Genomic DNA, 21,694 nt, shown 5'->3' on the forward strand with positions numbered 1-21,694 from the left:
TGCGGGTGACTGCGGCGGCCGATGCGCCCCCAAGCAGCCAGCCCGTGGCGGCGGCTACCCAGGCAGCGGCCGGACAATTCTTGGTAGACTGGCTAGCCCAGCAGCCGGCCCTGGCCACCGTGCGGGCCGTGGGGCACCGGGTGGTGTTTGGGGGCGCGGCGCACCAGGCCCCGGAGGTCGTCACGCCCGCGCTTCTCGCTGACTTACGCCAGCTTATCGCCTACGACCCCGACCACCTGCCGGCCGAAATCGCCCTCATCGAGGCCTTCGCGGCGCGCTACCCCCGGCTGCGGCAGGTGGCGTGCTTCGACACGGCGTTTCATCAGCACATGCCCCGCGTGGCGCAGCAGCTGCCGCTGCCCCGCCGCTTTGAGGCGCGGGGGCTGCGGCGCTACGGGTTTCACGGGCTGTCGTACAGCTACTTGCTGGAGGAACTGGCCCGACAGGCGGGGCCTGCTGCCGCGCAGGGCCGCGTGATTCTGGCGCACCTGGGCAGCGGGGCCAGCCTGGCCGCCGTGCGGGGTGGCCAAAGCCAGGACACGAGCATGGGCTTCACGCCCGCCGCCGGCCTGGTAATGGGCACCCGCCCCGGCGACCTCGACCCCGGCGTGGCCGCCTACTTCATGCAGCAGGAGCGTCTGACAGCTAGTCAGTTAAATAATCTCATAAACCACGAGTCGGGCCTGCTGGGCGTGTCGGAAACCAGCGCCGATATGCAGGATTTGCTGGCCGCCCAGGCCACCGATGCGCGGGCGGCCGAGGCGGTGGAGCTGTTTTGCTACCAGGCCCGCAAGTGGGTCGGGGCCTACGCGGCGGTGCTCGGTGGCCTCGATACGCTGGTGTTTTCGGGCGGCATCGGCGCGCACGCGGCCGAGGTGCGCGCCCGCATCTGCGCCGGGCTGGAGTTTCTGGGCCTGGAGCTGGATGCGGCACATAACGCGACGCACGCGGCCGTGATTTCCGGCGCCGGTAGCCGGGTGGTGGTGCGCGTGATTCCGACCGACGAGGAGCGGCTGATGGCGGGGCTGGTAGCGGCTCATCTTACGTGAACCCTACCCCCTGGCCCAGCCGTGAAGTGCTAGCGCTCGCCGCCCGTCAACCTCCCCCCCTAGCCCCCTCTCCTTGGGGAGAGGGGGGACTAGTTCTAGTTCTAAAAAACTAATTTCTAGCTACTAGGCTACGGCTAGTTCCCCCTCTCCCCAAGGAGAGGGGGCTAGGGGGGGAGGTTGACGGGCGGCGAAACTTATAATGCTTTAAAATACAAATACTTAACCCAATAAACCCCATGCCCGCCACCCTCCTCGCGCCTCCCATCGCCCGCCCCACCCGCACGCCGCTGCCCCCCGAAGCAGTGCAGCGCCTCGATGCCTACTGGCGGGCGGCCAACTACCTCTCAGTGGGCCAGATATACTTGTGCGACAACCCCTTGCTGCGCGAGCCGCTGCAACTGGCGCACATCAAGAAGATGCTGCTGGGGCACTGGGGCACCACGCCGGGCCAGAACTTCATCTACACCCACCTCAACCGCATTATCAAGCGGCGCGATTTGAATATGATTTACCTCTCCGGGCCGGGGCACGGCGGGCCGGCGGTGGTGGCGGGTACGTATTTGGAGGGCACGTACAGCGAGGTTTATCCCAACATCAGCCAGGATGAGGCGGGGCTGAAACGGCTGTTTACACAGTTTTCCTACCCCGGCGGGATTTCCAGCCACGCCTCGCCCCAAACGCCGGGCTCCATTCACGAGGGCGGCGAACTGGGCTACTCGCTCAGCCACGCCTTCGGGGCGGTGTTCGATAACCCGGAGTTGATTGTGGCCTGCGTGATTGGCGACGGCGAGGCCGAAACCGGGCCCCTGGCCACCGCCTGGCACTCCAACAAGTTTCTCAACCCGGCCACCGACGGCGCGGTACTGCCCATTCTGCACCTCAACGGCTACAAGATTTCCAACCCCACGGTGCTGGCTCGCATCACCCAGGAGGAGCTTGACCAGCTGCTGCGCGGCTACGGCTGGACGCCCTACTACGTGGAGGGCCACGAGCCCGCGCTGATGCACCAGGCCATGGCCGCGGCGTTGGAAGAGGTGATCTGCGACATCCACCAGATTCAGCAGCGCGCCCGCGAGCACGGCGACCTCACCCGGCCGCGCTGGCCGCTCATCGTGCTGCGCTCGCCCAAGGGCTGGACCGGCCCGAAGGAAGTCGATGGCCGGCCCAATGAGGGTACCTTCCGCTCGCACCAGGTGCCGCTGGCCGTATCGGCCACCGCGCCGCCCGAGCACTTGGCGCAGCTAGAAGCCTGGCTGCGAAGCTACAAGCCCGAAGAATTATTCGACGAAGCCGGCCGCCTGCGCCCCGAGCTGGCCGAGCTGGCCCCGCGTGGCAATCGCCGCATGGGCGCCAACCCCAACGCCAACGGGGGCCTGCTGCTGCACGATTTGCACCTGCCCGACTACGCCGACTATGCGGTGGCCGTGCCGACACCGGGTAGCGTGGAGGCCAGCGACACGGGCACGGTCGGCCAGTTTCTGCGCGACGTGCTGCGGCTGAACGCGGCCCCGCGCAACTTCCGCGTCTTCGGCCCCGACGAAACATTGTCCAACAAGCTCGACGCCGTATTTGAGGCCACCAACCGCCAGTGGGACGCCGCCACGGCCGAAAACGACGAGTTTCTGGCCCCCAGCGGCGGCGTGCTCGAAATGCTGAGCGAGCACCAGTGCCAGGGCTGGCTCGAAGGGTACCTGCTCACCGGCCGCCACGGCCTGTTCAACAGCTACGAAGCCTTCGTGCACATCGTTGATTCGATGTTCAACCAGCACGCCAAGTGGCTGAAACTGACCCTCGAAATACCCTGGCGGCGCAACATCGCCTCGCTCAACTACCTGCTGACCTCCACCGTGTGGCGGCAGGACCACAACGGCTTTACGCACCAGGACCCCGGCTTTATTGACCACGTTATCAATAAGAAAGCCAGCATCGTGCGCGTGTACCTGCCGCCCGATGCCAACTGCCTGCTCTCGGTAATGGACCACTGCCTGCGCAGCCGCCACTACGTGAATGTCATCGTGGCCGGCAAGCACCCCGCCCCGCAATGGCTGAGTATTGATGCCGCCCGCACGCACTGCGCCGAAGGCATCGGCCTCTGGCCCTGGGCCAGCACCGACGCCGGCCAGGAGCCCGACGCCGTGCTGGCCTGCTGCGGCGACGTGCCTACCCTCGAAATTCTGGCTGCCGCCAGCATCCTGCGCGAGCACCTGCCCGAGCTGAAAATCCGGGTCGTCAACGTCGTAGACTTGCTCAAGCTCCAGCGCCCCACCGAGCACCCCCACGGCCTGCCCGACGCCGACTACGACGCCCTCTTCACGCGCGACAAGCCCGTCATTTTCGCCTTCCACGGCTACCCCTGGCTGGTGCACCGCCTCACCTACAACCGCGCCAACAACCAGCACCTGCATGTGCGCGGCTACAAGGAGGAAGGCACGATAACGACAGCCTTCGACATGACGGTGCTCAACGACCTGGACCGCTTCCACCTGGCCATGGACGTGCTCGACCGCGTGCCCCAGCTCGGCAACAAGGGTGCGTATCTCAAACAGCACCTGAAAGATAAGCTGGTGGAACACCGCCAGTACATCACCACCCACGGCGAGGACATGCCCGAAATCCGGGAGTGGCAGTGGAAGGCCTAAGTGGGTAAGGGCCGGTCCGCCGGCGCAAGCCGGTTTTTATAAACATAAAATAATGAATATCAACGCACTAGCCGTCACCGCTCAGGCCCTGCTGGCCCCCGGCAAAGGCCTGCTGGCGATGGACGAAAGCATCGGTACCTGCAACGCCCGCTTCGCCGCCCTAGGCATCGCGCAAACCGTGGAGGCCCGCCGCGCCTACCGCGAGCTGCTGGTGACCACGCCGGGCCTGGGCGAAGGCATTAGTGGGGCCATTCTGTTTGATGAAACCATTCGGCAGCGCACGGGGGCGGGCGTTGCCTTAGTGGAAATCTTGCAGCAGGCGGGCATCATCCCCGGCATTAAGGTGGACCTGGGCGCGCCCGCGCTGGCCGGCTTTTCCGGCGAGCAAGTGACCGAAGGGCTCGACGGCCTGGGTGCCCGCCTGGCCGAATACGCCGACTTAGGGGCCCGCTTCGCCAAGTGGCGGGCGGTGCTGACTGTTGGCCACGACCGGCCCAGCCGGGCCGCCATCGGGGCCAATGCCCACGCGCTGGCCCGCTACGCCGCGCTGTGCCAGGCGGCCGGCCTGGTGCCCATCGTGGAGCCCGAAGTGCTGCTGACCGGCCCCCATTCCCTGGCCCAGTGCGCGGCCGTGACCGAAGACGTGCTGCACGAAGTATTTGCCCAGCTGCGCACGCAGGGCGTGGCCCTGGAAGGCATGTTGCTGAAGCCCAGCATGGTGCTGGCCGGGGCCGACTGTCCCAAGCAGCCCACTACCCACCACGTAGCCGATGCCACGGTGGCCTGCCTGCTGCGCGCGGTGCCGGCGGCCGTGCCGGGCGTGGCATTTTTGTCGGGTGGGCAGTCGCCCGAGCAGGCCACACGCCACTTGGCCACGATGCACGAGCGGTTTGCCGGGCGCTGCCGTGGGCGCTTACGTTTTCCTTCGGCCGGGCCCTGCACCAGCCGGCCCTGGAAGCCTGGGGCGGCCAGGCCGCTAACGTGGCCGCCGCCCAGCAAGCACTGCTGGAACGGGTGCGCCATAATGCGGCAGCAGTTGGAGTAGGTAGGGTGGTAGCTGTTACCGCCTAGGGTGCGCTAATAAATTATTGTTATTCAGAATATTAAATAAATTTTGAGCCCCTTCTACTCATGGAAATCACCAAAAAGAATACCCAAATTGGTCACGTATTGCTCGCCGCGCTAGCGGGGGTAGGGGCTGGCGTGCTTGGTGGGGTGCTGCTGGCCCCCACTGCCGGGGCGGCCACGCGCCAAAGCCTGAAAGACCTGACGCATAAATACGGCCGCCTGGCCAGCGAGCAGCGGCAAGAGGCTGACCACCACCTTGCCCAGCGGGCTACTAAGCTCAGGGGTGCCTCTAGAGGTCTGGCGAACGATTGCCTGAGCCATTTCCAGCAGTGGGGCCTGCTGCCGGAAGTTACGTCCCGCCCTTATTAAGCAGCCAGCTGATGCATAACGCGCCCCTCGCTGGACCAAGCTGGTCCGACGAGGGGCGCGTTATGCATCAGCCAACAAGAGCCTTACAGCGCATTTAGCATTTTCACTATTTGGCGTTTGCGTTTGCCGAGTTTGGCTTGTAGGCGGCCGACTAGCTCGTGGCCCTTGCCTTCTACGTAAGTCAAGTCTTCGTCCGTGAGCTGGGTGTAGGCTTGTTGCAGCTTGCCTTTGAGCTGGTCCCAGTCGCCACGCAGGCGCAGGCGGTAGTTGATGCGCAGGTTGCGGAAATTGCGGCGGCGCTCAATGCCTTTTTGGGAGTAGAGCAGGACCCCGGCTAGGGCGCCTATGCCAGCGCCGGCGAGGGCGGTGAGCAGGACTTTGCCGGTCTTGTTTTTGGGCGTTTCGGCGGTCATGGGAAACTAACTAAAAGGTGGAAAAGCCGCCGCTGGCCAGCCTAAGTGCTGGGTGGCGGGGGTTAGCAAAGGTTCCGCCACCCAAGTCCGCGCGGCCCTGACTATCGTCAGGCCGGGGCCCTGATTTTCGTCATGGGTAGGGCAGGGGGTTTGTTGGAAAATTGTGGGGGAAACAGCTATAAAGCAACGCCGTTGGTCCGGTCCGCCGGCGCGGACAACCACCTGGAAACTGCGCGGAATATCCCCGGCTACCGCACCCCCTTTTAATGGAGTATTACCAAACCCCCGTGGCCGAGGTGGCCGCCGCGCTGCACACCACCCCGGCCGGCCTCAATGCCGCCACGGCCGCCCAGCGGCTGGCCGAATACGGCCCCAATCAACTGACCGATATCAAGCAAAAAGCTTGGTGGCAGCTGCTGCTGCGTCAGTTTACCGACGTGATGATACTGGTGCTGCTAGCGGCGGCCGGCATCTCGGTGGCGGTGGGCGAGGCGCAGTCGGCCTACGTTATTCTGGCCATTATTGTCCTGAACGCGGCCCTCGGCTTTGGGCAGGAATACCGGGCCGATAAGGCCCTGGCGGCTTTGCAGCAGCTGGCCCCGCCGCAGGCGCAGGTGCTGCGCGGCGGCCAGCCCGTGGCCGTGCCGGCCGCCAGCCTGGTACCCGGCGATGCGCTGCTGCTCGAAGCCGGCAATGTTATTCCGGCCGATGTGCGCTTTCTCGAAACCCACGCCCTCAAAGTCGATGAGTCGTCGCTGACCGGCGAATCGGCCAACGTGGAGAAAGACCCCGCCCCGCTGCCCGCCGGGGCCTACCCCCTCGGCGACCGCCTGAACCTGGGCTACAAGGGCACCTTCGTGACCAACGGCCGCGCCACGGCCTACGTGGTGGCCACCGGCATGGGCACCGAGCTAGGCAAAATCGCCGCCCTCCTCCAGGCCCCCGATAGCCAGACGCCGCTGCAACAGCGGCTGGGCACGTTTGGCAAGTGGCTGGCGGCGGGGGCGGTGGGCATTTGCGCGGTGTTTTTTGCGGCTGGCTGGTGGCGGGGCGAGCCGCTGGGCGAGCTGCTGCTGGTGTCCATTTCGCTGGCCGTGGCCGCCATTCCGGAGGCGCTGCCGGCGGTGGTCACTATTGCGCTGGGGCTGGGCGCGCAGCGCCTGGCCAAAGACCAGGCCCTGGTGCGCCGGCTGCCGGCCGTAGAAACGCTGGGCTCGGTCACCTACATCTGCACCGATAAAACGGGTACGCTGACGCTCAATCAGATGACTACCCAGGAGGTGTACGCCAACCCGGCGTTCAAACTGCCCGCCCTAGGTGATGCCGACGCCCTGCTCACCGCCCTGGCCCTCAACACCGACGCCACCCAAAACCCCGCCGGCCAGTGGCTCGGCGACTCGACCGAAGTGGCCCTGGCCCGCTATGCCGCCGAAAAAGCCTACCCCCGCGCCGCCCTCGAAACCCGGTTTCCGCGCCTCGCCGAGCTGCCCTTCGACTCGGAGCGCAAGTGCATGACCACGCTGCACCAGACCCCGCAGGGCGTGCTCGTGCTTACCAAAGGGGCGCCTGGCGTGCTCTTCGCCCAGCTCGCCGCCGACCAAAAAGCTCAGCTGCCCGACCTCGAGAAGCGCGCCAACGACCAGGCTGCCCATGGCTACCGCGTGCTGGCCTACGCTGCCAAATTGCTGCCTGCCCTACCCCCCCAAATCGACGCGGCCACCCTCGAAACCGGCCTCAGCTTCATCGGCTTCGCCAGCCTCATCGACCCGGCCCGCGCCGAGGCCGCCCCGGCCGTGGCCGCGTGCCAGGCGGCCGGCATCATCCCTGTCATGATTACCGGCGACCATAAGCTCACCGCCGAGGCCATTGCCCGCAAGCTGGGCATTCTGGGCCGCCCCGGCGAGTTGGTCCTCACCGGCCCCGAACTGGCCGCCCTGGATGAGCCCGCCTTCGCGGCCATCGTGGAAAAGGTGCGGGTGTACGCCCGCGTGGACCCGGCGCAGAAGCTGCGCATTATCAGCGCCTTGCAGGCTAAAAGCCAGTTTGTGGCCATGACCGGCGACGGCGTGAACGACGCCCCGGCCCTGCGACACGCCGACATCGGCATTGCCATGGGCATCGTCGGTACAGAGGTGGCCAAGGAGGCCGCGCACCTCATTTTGCTCGACGACAACTTCGCCACCATCGTGGTGGCCGTGCAGCACGGGCGGCGCATCTACGACAACATCCTCAAGTTTATCCGCTACATTTTGTCGGGCAATATGGGCGAGGTATGGGCCATTTTCCTGGCCCCGTTCTTCGGGTTGCCCGTTCCGCTGCTGGCTATTCAAATCCTGTGGGTCAACTTGTTATCCGACGGTTTGCCCGGCCTGGCCCTGGCCTACGAGCCCGCCGAGGCCAACGCCATGCAGCGCCCGCCCCGTCCGCCGGGCCAGTCCATTTTTGCGGGCGGCCTGGGCTGGTTCGTGGGCTGGGTGGGCCTGCTGATTGGGGCCCTCACGCTGGGCACCCAGGCCTGGGCCATCCGCGACGGCGACGCGCACTGGCAGACGATGACCTTCACAGTGCTCTGTTTCACGCAGTTGGGCAGCGCGCTCGCCATCCGCTCGCCGCGCGAATCGCTGTTCACGCTGGGCCTGCTTTCCAACAAGCCCATGCTGGGCGCGGTGGGGCTGTCGGTGGTATTGCAGCTGCTGATTATCTACCTGCCTTTCTTCAATAAACTCTTTACCACCAGCCCCTTATCGTGGCGCGAGCTGGGGCTGACGGTGGCTATTTCGAGCGTAGTATTTTGGGCCGTAGAGCTGCAAAAGCTTGTCATTCGGCGGCGTGGGGTAGGGGCAGTGGTGCCTGAGCCACTACCACCACAGGCAGCCGTCCTAGCGGCTGCCTAGCCGCGCCGGTCCGCCGGCGTGAGCCGGCCGACCGGTTGTCGTTGTGAAGCAGTTGGCTGTCGTTGCAAGGCCGACTGGTTGCTATTCGAAAAGCAATTGTCCTGAGTACTAGCCACCCTGCTGGGGTTCAAAAAGGCGCGGTCCTGTGCAACGACAACCGGTCGGCCGGCTCACGCCAGCGGACTGGAACCTAGCCACCCAACCCATCCTCTCACCTGACAAAAATCACCTTCCCGACCTGCGCCTCGTCAGGAAGTCGCCCGCGCGCGCCCGCACCTTTGGCTTCTGTAAATCAGCTGTTTGCTGCTCAAGAAAACCGCCATTGCCATGGAACTGAATTTTGTCGTGCTCACCGATGCCGCCCCGGCCGACGAGCCGCTGCTCGGCTACGCTGCCGCCCTAGCCACCGCCGTGGGGGCCACCCTGCACCTGGTGCACGTGGTGTCGATGCCGCCCATCGCCACCCTCGAATACGGCCTGCCGCTGCTCGACACGACCTACGTGCCGGCTGTGAGCGAGGGCCTGCGGCTGGCCGCCGCCCGCCTGCCCGTGCCCACCACCGTGGAAGTGCTGGAAAGCGACTGGCCCACGGCTCTAACCCAGGTACTGGCCGCCCACCACCCGGCGCTGGTGCTGGCCGGCCTCACCGCCACCGATGGCCCGCTGGATGAGCTGCTCAGCAACCGCGCCCTACCCTTGCCGCACCAAACCGGCTACCCCCTGCTGCTGGTGCCCGAGCGCCTGCCCGCCGCCGCCCAGCGCCCCCCCGCGCCACCTGCTGTTGGCCGTGGAGGACCATCCCTTCCAGCTCACACCGCCGGCGCGGGCGTTGGCCCCGGTGCTCGATGCGCTGGCCTGCCCCATCACGCCCGTGACGGTGCTGCCCCTGCACCACCCCCTAGCCGCCGGCGAGGCCGGCCTGCGCGCTGCCCAAACCTGCGGCCTGGCCACTATGCTACTCAGCGCCAAGCTGCGCCGCGTAGTGGGCGTGCGCCCCGCCACGGGTATCGGGGAGGCCGCCGACACGCTGGAAGCCGACCTGGTGGCGCTGCTCGACCAGGGTCACGGCTGGGTGCATAAAATGTTCAGCGGCAGCGTCATAGCCGATGTGCTGCGCTACTCACAGGTGCCCGTGCTGCTGCTGCCAGTCGTGACGGAGTAGCGGCGGAATTGACTGCCGACTGCTTGCGCGCAAACTCGCTAGGTTGCCTTAGCTACTGCGGCTCTCTGTGATGCGCCCGGTTTGCTTCGTCGGAGTTATCGGACTCACCTTACGTGAACCCCACGAGACCCCTATTGGGCGTAGCCCCCTCTCCAAAAAAGAGGGGGGACTACCTATAGTTCTAATGACTGCCCAATCAGCTTTTCTAGGAGCTAGGCCTAAAAACTAGTCCCCCCTCTTTTTTGGAGAGGGGGCTATGCCCCATAGGGGTCCCGTGAGGTCCGCGCCCGCCGTGCCCACGCTGGCCCCCACCACAACTCCCCAAAATCCCATGCCTACCAGCACCCTGCCTGCCCCAAGCGCAGCCATCCAGCCGCCCGGTCTCAGCACCGCCGGAGTGGCCGCCGCCCGCGCCGCGCACGGCCGCAACGTCCTGCCCGACAGCGCCCCCACCGGCCTGCTGGCCACGCTGAAAGACGTCGTGACCGAGCCCATGTTTCTGCTGCTGCTGCTGGCCTGCGGGCTGTACGTGGCGCTGGGCCAGGGTGCAGAGGCCCTCACGCTGGGCGCGGCGCTGCTCGTGGTGGCCGGCATTTCGGTGTACCAAGCGCTGCGCAGCGACGCGGCCCTCGGGGCCCTGCGCGAGCTAACCCAGCCCCAGGCCCAGGTGCGCCGCAACGGCGCGCTGGCCACCGTGCCGGCCGCCGACCTGGTGGTGGGCGACGCAGTGCGGGTGGCCGAAGGCAGCCGCCTGCCCGCCGACGGCACCATCACGGCGCTCAACGACTTTTCGGCCGACGAGGCCATCCTCACCGGCGAGGCCGTGCCGGTAGCCAAGGCCGTGGGCGACCCGGTATTTGGGGGCACCAGCACGGCTTCGGGCAGCGCCTGGCTCACGCTCACGGCCGTGGGCGGGCACACCAAGCTGGGCCTCATTGGGCAAAGCATAGCGGCTATTGCCACCGAAAAAACGCCCTTGCAGCTGCAAGTGCAGCAGTTTGTGGCCCGCATGGCCTGGGTGGGGCTGGGGGCGTTTGCGCTGGTGTGGGGGGTGAATTATGCTAAGTCGGGCGATTGGGTAACGGCCCTGCTGTTCGGCCTCACGCTGGCCATGTCCATCTTGCCCGAGGAAATCCCGGTGGCTTTCAGCAGCTTCATGGCGCTGGGCGCGGCCCGCCTGAGCCGGCTGGGTGTACTCACCAAGCAGCCCCAAACCGTGGAAAGCCTGGGCTCGGCCACCGTCATCTGCACCGATAAAACCGGTACTCTCACTGAGGAAGGCATGGCGGTCAAGCAGTTATACGACGGGGCCACGGCCAGCCTTGTGGCGCTGCCCGGCCCCCTGGGGACCTCCGCCGCGGCGGTGCTGGCCTACGCCCGCTACGCCAGCGAAACCGACCCCTTCGACCCCATGGAAAAGGCCATCGTGGCCGCCTTCGCCACCGCCGACCCGGCCGCCGCCGCCGCGCCCGCCCCCATGTTGCACGAGTACCCGCTGGCCGGCACCCCGCCCATGATGACGCACGTGCGCCGGGTTGCCGGCCAGCCGCTCATTGCCGCCAAAGGGGCCGTAGAGCACGTGCTGGCCGTGTGCCACCCAGCCCCAGCCGTAGCCGAAGAAATCCGCCGCGTCACGCAGGAATTGTCTGGGCAGGGCTACCGGGTGCTGGGCGTGGCGCGCGGCACCCAGCCGGGCCCCGATTTCCCAGCCGAGCAGGACGATTTTACCTGGGAGTTACTGGGGTTAATCGCCCTCGAAAATCCGCCCAAGGCCAACGCGGCGGCCGTTATCCGGGCCTTCACCGAAGCCGGTATTCAGGTGAAGATGATAACCGGCGACTTTCCCGAAACGGCCCAGGCCATTGCCCGCCAGGTGGGCCTGCCGGGGGCCGATATGCTGCTTACCGGCCAGCAGGTCATGGACTTATCGGCCGCCGAGCTGCCGCCGCTGGCAACCCGCACGGCGGTGTTCGCCCGCATGTTTCCGGAGGCCAAGCTGAAGGTGGTGGAGGCCCTCAAAGCCACCGGCGCGGTGGTGGCCATGACCGGCGACGGCGTCAACGACGGCCCCGCCCTCAAGGCCGCCCACATCGGGGTAGCCATGGGCCGGCGCGGCACCGAAGTGGCCCGCCAGGCCGCCTCCCTGGTGCTCGTGAATGACGACCTGGGCGGCATGGTCACGGCCATCGCCCAAGGCCGGCGCATCTACCAGAACTTCAAAAAAGCGGTGTTCTACGTCGTCTCCATCCACATCCCGATTGTGCTCACGGTGGCCGTGCCGCTGCTGGCCGGCTGGCGCTGGGAAAACCTGTTTACGCCCGTCCACATCATCTTTCTGGAGCTGGTGATGGGCCCCACCTGCTCCATCGCCTTCGAAAACGAGCCCGCCGAGGCCGGTCATATGCGCCAGCCGCCCCGGCCGCTCACCAGCACCTTTTTGGCCGGGGCCGAGTTGGGCCGCAGCCTGGCGCAGGGCCTGGGCATTGCGGCGGCCGTGCTGGGCGTGTACTACTACTTTATGCAGCACGGCGCGGCCCTGCCGGTGGTGCGCACGCTCACCTTCGCCACGATGGTACTCAGCAACATCGGCCTCACGCTCGTCAACCGCTCGTTTACGCAGTCAGTTTTCCAGACCCTGCGCGTGCCCAACCGCCTGCTCTGGCTGATGCTGGGCCTCACGCTGGCGCTGCTCCTGGTTACGCTACTGGTGCCGCCGGCGCAGCGGCTGTTTGGCTTCGCGCCCGTGCCCCTAGGGACCCTACGCTGGTGTGCCCTGGCCGCGCTGGTAGGGGTGGGTTGGGTGGAAGTGTACAAGGCCGTGCTACGGGCGCGGGCGGCAGGGTAGGGCCGACCGGGGGCTACCAGTTGCTGCGGCGCAGCTTGTCGGGCAGCAGGACTTTGATGAACTTGGGCGTCAGCTCAATGCTCTCATCCTGGCGGAACTCGCTCAGGATGCGGCTCAGCGACTCGGGCGTGGTGCCGATGAGGGCGGCCATATCCTCGCGGGCAAGCTGGATGAGCGGGTCGGCCGGGGATAGCAGGCGCTGCTGGGCGTGCAGGTGCAGGAGGCTGTCGGCCACGCGCTTGCGCAGTGAGCCGTAGGCTAGGTCCAGCAGCTGCGCATCTTGTTGGTCGAGGCGGCCGGCTAGCAAGCGCACAAACTGCTGGCTCACCTCGGGGTTGCGCAGCAACAGCTGGGTAAAGTCGTCGGCCGGGATGTAGCGCAGCGTGCAATCGTCGAGGGCCACGGCCGCGTCGTGGTGGGGCGAGCCGGCCAGCAGGGCCCGGTAGCCAAAAAATTCGCCGGCGGCGCAAATGCCCGTTATCAGCTCCTTGCCGGCGGCGGTGGTTTTGCTGATTTTAACCCGCCCGGCTTGCACAAAGTAGAGGCGGGTGGCCTCGTCGCCTTCGGCGTAAATAATCTGCTTGCGGGGCACGGCGTGGGGCCGGCGGTCGGCTGAGAGGCCGGCCAGGCTGCCCGTTTGCTGGGCATCGGCCAGGAACTCGGGCAGGCCGTTGGCGCGCAGGTCGTAAGCGGGCTGGAGGTGCTGAAAGCGGCTGAGGCGGCCGCTCACGGCGCTCAGTAAGTCGCTCTTTTCGAAGGGCTTGGTGAGGTAGTCGTCGGCGCCCAGGGCCATGCCGCGGCGCAGGTCGGCGCGCTCGGTTTTGGCGGTGAGGAAGATGAACGGCACGCCGGTCAGGCGCGGGTTTTGGTTGAAGATGTGCAGCACGCCGTAGCCGTCGAGCACGGGCATCATGATGTCGCACAGCACCAGGTCGGGGCGCTCGGCCAGGGCCTGGGTCACGCCGGCCTGGCCATCGGCGGCGGTGCGCACGGTGTAGCCGGTAAGCTCCAGAATTTCGGCGGTGTTTTCGCGGATGAAATCGTTGTCCTCAATCAGCAAGATGGTTTTCATACGGAACAGTAATGATGACGGTAGTGCCTTGGCCCAGTGCGCTTTGCAGGGCAATGTGGCCGTGCAGCAGCTCCAGGTAGCGGGCAATGATGTAGAGGCCCAGGCCGGTGCCGGGCACGTTGGTGACGTTGCGGGCCCGGAAAAACCGCTCGAACAGGTGCGCCTGGTCTTCTGCCGAAATCCCTACCCCCTGGTCGGCCACGGTGAGCGTGAGCGTGCCCGCCTGGCAGGCGGCGGCCACCGTCACCACCGAGTTTTCGCCCGAGTACTTGAGGGCGTTGGAGAGCAGATTAACCAGGATTTTGCGTAGCAGCGACGGGTCGAGCCAAATAGGCTCCGGGCAGTCGGTGGTGGTTTCGATGCGCTGGCCGGGCTTGCGCAGGCCCTGCACATCGGCCACCACGTCGCGCAGCAGCGCGGGCAGGTCGAGGCGGGCCGGGCGGGCCTCAATTTTGCCCTCCTCGATGCGCCCCACCGACAGAAATTCCTCCAGAATATCGTTCAAATGCGTCACCGACGTGCGGATGCGCTCGATGTGGCGCAGGCGCTTGTCCTGCTGCGCGGTGGCCGGGTACTCGGCAATGAGCGCGGCCGAGGTGAGCACGGCCGTGAGCGGGGTGCGAAACTCGTGCGAAGCCATGCTCACGAAGCGCGACTTGAGCTCGCCCAGCTCCTGCTCAGCGGCCAGGGCCTTGGCCAGCTCGTTTTTGCGTAGCTGGAGCTGCTCCAGGGTGTTCATGAGGGCGTGGGTGCGCTCGGTCACGCGCTGCTCCAGGTCGGCGTTGAGGGCGGCCACGCGCTGGCTGCCGGCAATGAGCTGCTGCTCAAACTCTTTCTTATAGGTAATGTCGAGGATGTACGACACGGCGTACAGCTCCTCATCGAGGTAGAAATAGCTTAGGCTGACCTCGACCGGGAACACCGAGCCGTCGTGGCGCAGGCCTTGCAGCTCGCCGTTGTGGGCTCCCATGGTGCGCACCTGCGGGCGTGCTGTGAACGACTCGCGCAGTTTCTCGTGGCGGCGGCCGGCGGCCTGGGGCACCAGCACCTCAATGAGCTGGCCGTCGAGCGCGCCGGCCGCGTAGCCGAATAGCTGGTGGGCCAGCTGGTTGGCCGACAGATGCGGCCCCGCTCGTCGCACACCACAATGCCGATGGTGGCGTGCGTAAACACGGCCTCGAAGCGCCGCACGCTCTGGGCGAGCTCGCGCTCGGCCTGCTGCAAGCGCCCCTGCTCGCTGAGTCGAACCAGCAGATAGTCAGCGCCTTTTACCTGAAAGGCCGTGAGCTCGATGCGCCCCCAGAATGGCGGACCCTGGCGCCGGCCTACCTCGGCCTCCAGGGCCTGGGGCCCCGCGCACCGGGCCAGCTCGCGCAGGTGCGCCCAGCGGGCGGGCGGCACGGCGGGGGTGGGTAGCACCGCGCGGGGTCAGCCAAAAAGGCTTCCTCAGAGGGGTAGCCCAGCAGGCGCACCCCGGCTGGGTTGACGCGCATAAACCAGCCTGCGGCCACGTCGTAAATCCCCACAAAATCGGGGGCCTGGGTGATGAGCACCTCGGCGGCGGCACTGCTAAAAGGGTCGCTGAGCATAGAAAAAACGTGGTTAATCAACTCGTTGCCCCGGTCCGCCGGCGCCAGCCGGCCGACCGGTTGTCGTTGAACGAGCTAGAGATTAAGCAACGATAACCGGTCGGCCGGCTCCGCCGGTTGTCGTTGAACAAACAAGGATTGAGCAGAGTCAACCGGTCGGCCGGCGGAGCGCCGACGGCGCACGAGGGGATTGATGACTATCAAGCGGCGGTCTATCAGGCATCATGGCCGGGTAGGGCGGGCAAAAATACTTTTGCTGCCCACTCCGACTTTCCGCCGCCCAATGTCCATTGCCCTACCCCCGCCCGACCTGCTGGCGCCCGCCGTGCTGCTGGTGCTGGTGCCGGCCGGCCGGGCTGGCCAGCTGCCCACCCTGGCCCAGCTGGATGCCCTTCAGTGCCGCCTAGGCCCGGCCGTGCGAGTGCTGCGCCTCGACGACGACGCCCACGCCAGTGTGGTGCGCAGCTTTGCCGTGGCGCAGCTGCCCGCCTGCGTGCTGGTGCGTGAAGGCATTGAGCTATGGCGGCAGCCCGGCTGGCCCGAGAACGACGCGCTCGTGGCTAATCTGCTAGCAGCAGCGAGTGCCAGGTAAGTTGTTGGCAATTTATAGGTTGCGTTAAAAAAAGGGGATGCGCGGAGGGTCCAATCTGCCGGCGTATTCAACACACAAAAATCAGCTTTTCCTACGCGCGCAGCCTTGACAAAAAACAAGCATTTACCTGATTTTAATCAGGTAAATGCTGCCCTGGGCGCTCGGCGGCCACGCGCCAACCGCAATCAAGCGCGGGCCTGACGCGCATCATGGCTCCCGCGCAGCGGCGGCCGGAGCTTTGCGGCCCTACCCCCTTGTGTCTGCCCGTGCCCGTCCTTCTCGAATCACCCGCCACTGACCTGGCCTGCGCCCACTGCGGCGATGTCTGCCCAGCCGAGCCACTGCGGCTGGCCGAACTGCCGTTTTGCTGCGCTGGCTGCCGCACCGTGTACGAGTTGCTGGATGACAATCAGCTCTGCACTTACTACGCCCTGGGCGAGCGGCCGGGGCTGAAAATCAAGGCAGTAGAGCTGCCTGGTCGCTTTGATTACCTGGCTTCGGAGGCCGTGCAGGCGCAGCTGCTCTCGTTTCGCTCGGCCGAGCGGGGCCGCCTCACGCTGCACGTGCCCCAAATGCACTGCACCTCCTGCATCTGGCTGCTGGAGCACCTGCCCCGGCTGCACGCCGGCGTGGTGGAGGCGCGGGTGCAGTTTTTGCGTAAAGAAATCACCATCACCTATTTACTGGCCGACATTAGCCTGCCCGAGGTGGTGCAGCTGCTGGCCTCGGTGGGCTACGAGCCGCAGATTACGCTGGCCGAGCTGGGCGCGCAGCCGCACCGCGCCAGCCATACCTTGTACTACCAACTAGGGCTGGCGGCCTTCGCCTTTGGCAACGTGATGCTGCTAGCGCTGCCCAAGTACTTCTCGTTCGTGGAGGACTTGCAGGTCGGGTTCGGGCGGTTTTTTGGGTACCTGAGCTTAGCGCTGGCGCTGCCAGTGCTGCTGTACAGCGCCCGCGGGTTTTTCCGCTCGGCCGGGCAAGGGCTGCGGCAGCGCCACATCAACCTCGATTTCCCCATCAGCTTGGGGTTAGCTTCGCTGTTCAGCGTCAGCACATTTGAGGTATTATCGGGGCGCGGGCCGGGCTACTTAGACTCGTTTACGGGGCTGGTGTTTTTCATGCTGATTGGCAAGTGGGTGCAGCAGCGCACCTATGACGCGCTGCGCTTCGACCGCAACTACACGGCCTACTTTCCGGTGGCCGTGACGCGCCTCACGCCAGCCGGCGAGCAGTCGATTTCGGTGCAGGAGCTGGCGGTGGGCCACCGCATCCGGGTGCGGCACCAGGAGGTTATTCCGGCCGATGCCGTGCTGCTGCGCGGCACGGGCCAAATCGACTACTCGTTCGTGTCGGGCGAGAGCACCCCGGTAACCCGCGCCGCCGGCGACCTAGTGTACGCCGGTGGCCGGCAGCTGGGCGAGGCCCTGGAGCTGGAAGTGGTGCGCGGCGTGTCGCAGGGCTACCTCACCCAGCTCTGGAACAATCCCGCCTTCACCAAAGACGCCGTCGGCCCCACCCTCGAAACCTACGCCAACCGCGCCGGCCGCTACTTCGTGGCCCTCACGCTGCTGCTGGCCGCCGGCACGCTGGCCTATTGGGGGCCCCGCGACCAGGCCACCATGTGGCGGGCCTTCACGTCGGTGCTGGTTATTGCCTGCCCGTGCGCGCTGTCGCTGGCCACACCCTTCGCCCTAGGGGCGGCGCTGCGGGTGCTGGGCCGCCACAAGCTCTACCTCAAAAACGCCGCCGTCATCGAAACCCTAGGTCGGGCCGACACGCTGGTATTCGACAAAACCGGTACCCTCACCGACCCCACGCAGTCGGCCGTGCAGTACCACGGCCGGCCGTTATTATCAATTGAAAAACAGCTGATTGCCACTGCGGCGGCGCAGTCTACGCACCCCCTCAGCCAGCGCCTGGCCCGCGAGTTGGCCACCGAGGCCCTACCCTTAGCTACCTGCCAGGAGTATCCCGGCCAGGGCCTCAGCGCCACGGCCGCCGGTGGGCCAGCGCTGCGGCTAGGGTCGGCGGCGTTCGTAGGAGCTAGCGCCAGCCGACCGGAAGGCGCCCCCGGAACCTGCGTGCACGTAGCGCTGGACGGGGAGACAGCCGGCTATTTCACCTTTCGCAACGTGTACCGCCCGGCGCTGCCGGCCGTGCTGGCGGCCCTGGGCAAGCGCTACCGCCTAGCCGTGCTCTCGGGCGACACCGACGCCGAGGGCCCCCGACTGCGCGCCCTGCTCGGACCGGCGGCGGAGCTGCGCTTCGGCCAGTCGCCGGCCGATAAGCTCGCTTACATCGCCGCTGAGCGCGCCCTGGGCCACACGGTAGTAATGATTGGCGACGGCCTGAACGATGCCGGGGCCCTACGCGCCGCCAACGCGGGCATCGCCCTCACCGACACGCTCACCAACTTCTCGCCCGCCTGCGACGCCATTTTGGAAGCCGGCGAACTGGGGCGGCTGGCCACGTTTCTGGGCTTCTCGCGGGCCTGCCTGCGGGCGGTGCTGGCCACGTTTGTGCTCTCGCTGTGCTACAATGCGGTGGGATTGACGCTGGCTGTGCAAGGGCATTTCACGCCCATCGCGTCGGCCATTCTCATGCCCCTCAGCTCGCTAAGTGTCATGGTAATGGCTACTATACTGGTGCGCTGGGCAGCCCGGCGATACCAATTATAAGCCTGATTTTATGACTATTATCTTCTTGTTGATTGGCCTCAGCCTACTGGTGGCCCTCGTGTTTCTGGCGGCTTTTCTGTGGGCGGTGCGCAGCGGGCAATATGACGACGCCTACACGCCTTCAGTGAGGATGTTGTTTGAGGATGAGCCTATACCGCCCACCTAGGGCAAAGGCTGGTCAGCACACAAAAGGTGTTCTGAACCTTTCCGGAACAGGCGAATTAAGCGGAGTGGGCTTCCGATGGGAGCGCGTTTGATATCAATCAAGCCAGGGCTTAAGCGGCATCATGTGGCTTGGCGGGGGTAGGGGGGACCTTTGGAGCAGTAAATCACCTACTTCTCAGGGCATGCAAGCCGAACTTGAACTACCCGCCACCCGGCCGCGGCCGACGGCCCTACCCCCTCCCGCGCGGGGCGTGGAGTCGTTTTTCTACGACAACAAGATTGTCCGCGACTTTGGCGTGGCCACCGTCATTTGGGGCATTATCGGGATGCTGGTGGGGGTCATCGTGGCCTTCGAGCTGGCCCGGCCCGAGCTAAACGTGACGCGCTACACCTCGTTTGGCCGCATCCGGCCGCTGCACACCAATGCCGTGATTTTCGCCTTCGTAGGCAACGGCATTTTCACGGGCGTGTACTATTCGTTGCAGCGGCTATGCAAGGCCCGGATGTTCTCCGATGTACTTAGCAAAATACACTTTTGGGGCTGGCAGCTCATCATCGTGTCGGCCGTTATTTCACTGCCGCTAGGGTACACCACTAGCAAGGAATACGCCGAGCTAGAGTGGCCGATTGACATCGCCATTACGGTGATTTGGGTGGTGTTTGGCTGGAACATGTTCGGCACCATTGCCCGGCGGCGCGAGCGGCATTTGTACGTGGCCATCTGGTTTTACATCGCCACGTTTATCACGGTGGCCGTGCTGCACATCGTGAACTCGATGGCGCTGCCGGTGAGCTTCATGAAAAGCTACTCGATGTACGCCGGCGTGCAGGACGCGCTGGTGCAGTGGTGGTACGGCCACAACGCGGTGGCGTTTTTCCTCACCACGCCCTACCTGGGCATGATGTACTACTTCCTGCCCAAGGCTGCCGAGCGGCCGGTGTATTCTTACCGGCTCAGTATCATTCACTTCTGGGCGCTGATTTTTATTTACATCTGGGCCGGGCCGCACCACTTGCTCTACACCGCCCTGCCCGACTGGGCCCAGAGCCTGGGCGTGGCCTTCAGCATCATGCTGATTGCGCCGAGCTGGGGCGGCATGATAAACGGCCTGCTGACGCTGCGCGGCGCCTGGGACCGGGTGCGCACCGAGCCGGTACTCAAGTTTTTTGTGGTGGCCATCACGGCCTACGGCATGGCCACCTTCGAGGGCCCCATGCTGGCGCTGAAGAACGTGAACGCCATTGCGCACTTCACCGATTGGATTGTGGCCCACGTGCACGTGGGGGCCCTGGGCTGGAACGGCTTCCTCACCTTCGGGATGCTGTACTGGCTGTGGCCGCGCCTCTACCGCACGCCACTGTTCTCCAAGAAATTGGCTAATACGCACTTCTGGCTGGGCACGCTGGGCATTTTGTTCTACGCGCTGCCTTTGTACTGGGCCGGTTTCACGCAGGGGCTGATGTGGAAGCAGTTCAACGCCGAGGGCATGCTGCAATACCCCAACTTCCTGGAAACGGTGCTGCAAATCGTGCCGATGTACTATTTGCGCGGCATGGGCGGGGTGCTGTACCTGAGCGGCGTGTTCCTAATGATGTACAATTTGTACCAGACTGCCAAAGCCGGCACGTTGCTGGCCAACGAGCCCGCCCAGGCCCCGGCGCTGCTGCCCGAAGCCCAGGACCCGCACGCCCAGGGCGGCCACTGGCACCGCTGGATTGAGCGCCGCCCGGTGCAGCTCAGTATCGGGGCCACGGTAGCCATCGCCATCGGCGGGGCCGTGGAGATGGTGCCCACGTTCCTGGTCAAGAGCAACGTGCCCACCATTGCGGCGGTGCACCCTTACCGGCCGCTGGAGTTGCAGGGCCGCGACCTCTACATCAAGGAAGGCTGCTCGAACTGCCACACCCAAATGGTGCGTCCCTTCCGCTCCGAAACCGAGCGCTACGGCGAGTACTCCAAGGCGGGCGAGTTTGTGTACGACCGGCCTTTCCTGTGGGGCAGCAAGCGTACCGGGCCCGACCTGCACCGCGTGGGGGCCAAGTACCCCAACTCGTGGCACTACAACCACATGATGGACCCCACCAGCATGTCGCCGGGCTCTATTATGCCCGCCTACCCCTGGCTGTTTGATAATCAATTGGATAACAGCACGCTGCCCGCCAAAATCCGGGTGCTGCAAAAGCTGGGCACGCCCTACCCCGCCGGCTTCGACCGCCGGGCCGTGGCCGACGCCGAAACCCAGGCCCGCAGCGTGGCCGCCGCCCTCAAAACGGAGGACATCGACGTGAAATCGGACCGCGAAATCGTGGCCCTCATCGCCTACCTCCAGCGCCTAGGTACCGACATCAAGGTGAAGCCCGCGCAAGTGGCCGCCACGGCGGCGCAGTAGTAGGGCCGCGCTCTCCTTAACTCACTCATTACCATGGAAAAGAATGTTTTGCAATCCATCGCGGGCATCACGATTTACCCGCTCATCTCCTTCGGTATTTTCTTCCTCTTTTTCACAGCCCTGCTGGTGTACGTGCTGGTGGCCAACAAACAGCACCTACACACCATGAGCCAGCTGCCGCTGGCTAGCGACGACGAAGAAACGCTCAAAACCACTCTTAACCACGACATTATATGCTAACCCTCCGCGCCTTCTCGTTGACTTTTCTGGGCCTGCTCACCGGCTTTATGGCCGCCGCCCAAACGCCCGGTACCGCCCCTACGCCCATTACCCTCCTGAGCTGGGTAGTGTGGTTCCTGGCCGGTTTGGTGTTATTAATGGCCGTCATGACCGCCGGTTCGGTGACTTCGGCCGCCCAGCGCCGCTACGAGGCGGAGCAAGGCCAGCCAACTGCTGCTGAAGTCGCTATGGCAGCGGCGGCACCGATTGAAGTGGCTGCGGCCCAGGCCGTCACGACCGAAGCTGCTCCGCAAGTAGTCACCATCGAAGAGGCTGTTTACGCATGATACGGCCCCGGCAAGCACTACTAGCGGCCGGCGCGGTGCTGCTGTTCACCCGCCCCGCCCTGGCCCAAACGGCGGCAACCAGTACCCCCGCGGCGGCCGATTCGAATTATGCGCTGGTCTGGTTCCTGCTGAGCACGCTGGTACTGGTGGGGATGGTGTTTCTGGTGTTGTTCGTGGCGCTCATTAGCTGGATGCGGCCG

General features: G+C 65.5%; 18 protein-coding genes and 2 pseudogenes. 16 read left to right on the forward strand and 4 right to left on the reverse strand.

Features of this window, described 5'->3' with window-relative positions; translation table 11 throughout:
* The 5 genes and pseudogenes from BEN49_RS22920 to BEN49_RS22935 form a co-directional block, all read left to right on the forward strand.
* Positions 1-1,049, forward strand: a 1,049-nt coding sequence (locus tag BEN49_RS22920) for an acetate/propionate family kinase (protein ID WP_070746986.1), incomplete at its 5' end; no start/stop codon positions are given.
* 236 nt (positions 1,050-1,285) lie between these two features.
* Positions 1,286-3,688, forward strand: coding sequence for a phosphoketolase family protein (locus tag BEN49_RS22925; RefSeq protein WP_070746987.1), 2,403 nt, complete (start codon positions 1,286-1,288; stop codon positions 3,686-3,688).
* 118 nt (positions 3,689-3,806) lie between these two features.
* Positions 3,807-4,517, forward strand: a pseudogene (locus BEN49_RS22930) (class I fructose-bisphosphate aldolase); the annotation flags it as partial.
* A 122-nt stretch (positions 4,518-4,639) separates the two neighbouring features.
* Positions 4,640-4,759 carry a hypothetical protein gene (locus tag BEN49_RS30310; protein ID WP_262490249.1) on the forward strand — a complete coding sequence of 40 codons (120 nt, stop codon included), beginning with the start codon at positions 4,640-4,642 and terminating at the stop codon, positions 4,757-4,759.
* 60 nt (positions 4,760-4,819) lie between these two features.
* Positions 4,820-5,125 carry a YtxH domain-containing protein gene (locus BEN49_RS22935; RefSeq protein ID WP_070746989.1) on the forward strand — a complete coding sequence of 102 codons (306 nt, stop codon included), beginning with the start codon at positions 4,820-4,822 and terminating at the stop codon, positions 5,123-5,125.
* A gap of 83 nt (positions 5,126-5,208) precedes the next feature.
* On the opposite strand, the gene BEN49_RS27320 is transcribed toward BEN49_RS22935, so the two are convergent.
* Complete coding sequence (locus BEN49_RS27320) at positions 5,209-5,538, reverse strand: CsbD family protein (protein WP_125917162.1); 330 nt, start codon at positions 5,536-5,538, stop codon at positions 5,209-5,211.
* A 266-nt stretch (positions 5,539-5,804) separates the two neighbouring features.
* Here BEN49_RS27320 and BEN49_RS22945 point away from each other — a divergent pair, with 266 nt between their 5' ends.
* The 4 genes and pseudogenes from BEN49_RS22945 to BEN49_RS22955 all read left to right on the forward strand — a co-directional run bounded on the left by BEN49_RS22945 (position 5,805) and on the right by BEN49_RS22955 (position 12,439).
* Positions 5,805-8,432, forward strand: coding sequence for a cation-translocating P-type ATPase (locus BEN49_RS22945; protein ID WP_070746991.1), 2,628 nt, complete (start codon positions 5,805-5,807; stop codon positions 8,430-8,432).
* A 327-nt stretch (positions 8,433-8,759) separates the two neighbouring features.
* Positions 8,760-9,098: pseudogene (locus BEN49_RS31105) on the forward strand (universal stress protein); the annotation flags it as partial.
* A 121-nt stretch (positions 9,099-9,219) separates the two neighbouring features.
* Positions 9,220-9,594, forward strand: coding sequence for a universal stress protein (locus BEN49_RS29925; protein WP_239692067.1), 375 nt, complete (start codon positions 9,220-9,222; stop codon positions 9,592-9,594).
* A 331-nt stretch (positions 9,595-9,925) separates the two neighbouring features.
* Positions 9,926-12,439 carry a cation-translocating P-type ATPase gene (locus tag BEN49_RS22955; RefSeq protein ID WP_070747004.1) on the forward strand — a complete coding sequence of 838 codons (2,514 nt, stop codon included), beginning with the start codon at positions 9,926-9,928 and terminating at the stop codon, positions 12,437-12,439.
* A 13-nt stretch (positions 12,440-12,452) separates the two neighbouring features.
* On the opposite strand, the gene BEN49_RS22960 is transcribed toward BEN49_RS22955, so the two are convergent.
* From BEN49_RS22960 to BEN49_RS28495, 3 genes are all read right to left on the reverse strand, one after another.
* Positions 12,453-13,511: a response regulator gene (locus BEN49_RS22960; RefSeq protein ID WP_070746995.1), complete on the reverse strand. Its 1,059-nt coding sequence runs from the start codon at positions 13,509-13,511 to the stop codon at positions 12,453-12,455.
* Entirely contained in the window at positions 13,489-14,652 is a 1,164-nt protein-coding gene (locus BEN49_RS22965) for a PAS domain-containing sensor histidine kinase (protein WP_239692068.1), read from the reverse strand. The genes BEN49_RS22960 and BEN49_RS22965 overlap by 23 nt, the downstream gene beginning before the upstream one ends.
* A gap of 184 nt (positions 14,653-14,836) precedes the next feature.
* A complete protein-coding gene (locus BEN49_RS28495; protein WP_158023056.1) occupies positions 14,837-15,100 on the reverse strand; it encodes a hypothetical protein in 264 nt (87 codons plus the stop codon).
* A gap of 283 nt (positions 15,101-15,383) precedes the next feature.
* Here BEN49_RS28495 and BEN49_RS22970 point away from each other — a divergent pair, with 283 nt between their 5' ends.
* From BEN49_RS22970 to BEN49_RS23000, 7 genes are all read left to right on the forward strand, one after another.
* The gene (locus tag BEN49_RS22970) at positions 15,384-15,692 is read left to right on the forward strand and encodes a hypothetical protein (protein ID WP_070746996.1); all 309 of its coding nucleotides are present in this window, start codon (positions 15,384-15,386) and stop codon (positions 15,690-15,692) included.
* A 266-nt stretch (positions 15,693-15,958) separates the two neighbouring features.
* Positions 15,959-18,373, forward strand: a complete 2,415-nt coding sequence (locus BEN49_RS22975) for a heavy metal translocating P-type ATPase (RefSeq protein ID WP_239692069.1) — start codon at positions 15,959-15,961, stop codon at positions 18,371-18,373.
* Positions 18,374-18,383: 10 nt separating this feature from the next.
* Positions 18,384-18,539 carry a cbb3-type cytochrome oxidase assembly protein CcoS gene (gene ccoS, locus BEN49_RS22980; RefSeq protein WP_070746998.1) on the forward strand — a complete coding sequence of 52 codons (156 nt, stop codon included), beginning with the start codon at positions 18,384-18,386 and terminating at the stop codon, positions 18,537-18,539.
* Positions 18,540-18,720: 181 nt separating this feature from the next.
* Entirely contained in the window at positions 18,721-20,928 is a 2,208-nt protein-coding gene (ccoN, locus tag BEN49_RS22985; protein ID WP_083326393.1) for a cytochrome-c oxidase, cbb3-type subunit I, read from the forward strand.
* Between the two features lie 33 nt (positions 20,929-20,961).
* Positions 20,962-21,168, forward strand: a complete 207-nt coding sequence (locus BEN49_RS22990; RefSeq protein ID WP_070746528.1) for a hypothetical protein — start codon at positions 20,962-20,964, stop codon at positions 21,166-21,168.
* Positions 21,162-21,494 carry a hypothetical protein gene (locus BEN49_RS22995; protein ID WP_070747000.1) on the forward strand — a complete coding sequence of 111 codons (333 nt, stop codon included), beginning with the start codon at positions 21,162-21,164 and terminating at the stop codon, positions 21,492-21,494. Before BEN49_RS22990 ends, BEN49_RS22995 begins: the two co-directional genes overlap by 7 nt.
* Positions 21,491-21,694, forward strand: a 204-nt coding sequence (locus tag BEN49_RS23000) for a hypothetical protein (protein WP_141765711.1), incomplete at its 3' end; no start/stop codon positions are given. The genes BEN49_RS22995 and BEN49_RS23000, both read left to right, overlap by 4 nt.

Source organism: Hymenobacter coccineus (assembly GCF_001816125.1).
In the GTDB taxonomy this organism is placed as follows: domain Bacteria; phylum Bacteroidota; class Bacteroidia; order Cytophagales; family Hymenobacteraceae; genus Hymenobacter; species Hymenobacter coccineus.

Bases quoted from the DNA above. Each gene is read 5' to 3' on its own strand.
- BEN49_RS22970 (WP_070746996.1), top strand. From the start codon at position 15,384: ATGTCCATTGCCCTACCCCCGCCCGACCTGCTGGCGCCCGCCGTGCTG.
- BEN49_RS22935 (WP_070746989.1), top strand. From the start codon at position 4,820: ATGGAAATCACCAAAAAGAATACCCAAATTGGTCACGTATTGCTCGCC.
- ccoS (WP_070746998.1), top strand. From the start codon at position 18,384: ATGACTATTATCTTCTTGTTGATTGGCCTCAGCCTACTGGTGGCCCTC.
- BEN49_RS28495 (WP_158023056.1), bottom strand. From the start codon at position 15,100: ATGCTCAGCGACCCTTTTAGCAGTGCCGCCGCCGAGGTGCTCATCACC.
- BEN49_RS22945 (WP_070746991.1), top strand. From the start codon at position 5,805: ATGGAGTATTACCAAACCCCCGTGGCCGAGGTGGCCGCCGCGCTGCAC.
- BEN49_RS27320 (WP_125917162.1), bottom strand. From the start codon at position 5,538: ATGACCGCCGAAACGCCCAAAAACAAGACCGGCAAAGTCCTGCTCACC.
- BEN49_RS22995 (WP_070747000.1), top strand. From the start codon at position 21,162: ATGCTAACCCTCCGCGCCTTCTCGTTGACTTTTCTGGGCCTGCTCACC.
- BEN49_RS22990 (WP_070746528.1), top strand. From the start codon at position 20,962: ATGGAAAAGAATGTTTTGCAATCCATCGCGGGCATCACGATTTACCCG.
- BEN49_RS22955 (WP_070747004.1), top strand. From the start codon at position 9,926: ATGCCTACCAGCACCCTGCCTGCCCCAAGCGCAGCCATCCAGCCGCCC.
- ccoN (WP_083326393.1), top strand. From the start codon at position 18,721: ATGCAAGCCGAACTTGAACTACCCGCCACCCGGCCGCGGCCGACGGCC.
- BEN49_RS22925 (WP_070746987.1), top strand. From the start codon at position 1,286: ATGCCCGCCACCCTCCTCGCGCCTCCCATCGCCCGCCCCACCCGCACG.
- BEN49_RS22960 (WP_070746995.1), bottom strand. From the start codon at position 13,511: ATGAAAACCATCTTGCTGATTGAGGACAACGATTTCATCCGCGAAAAC.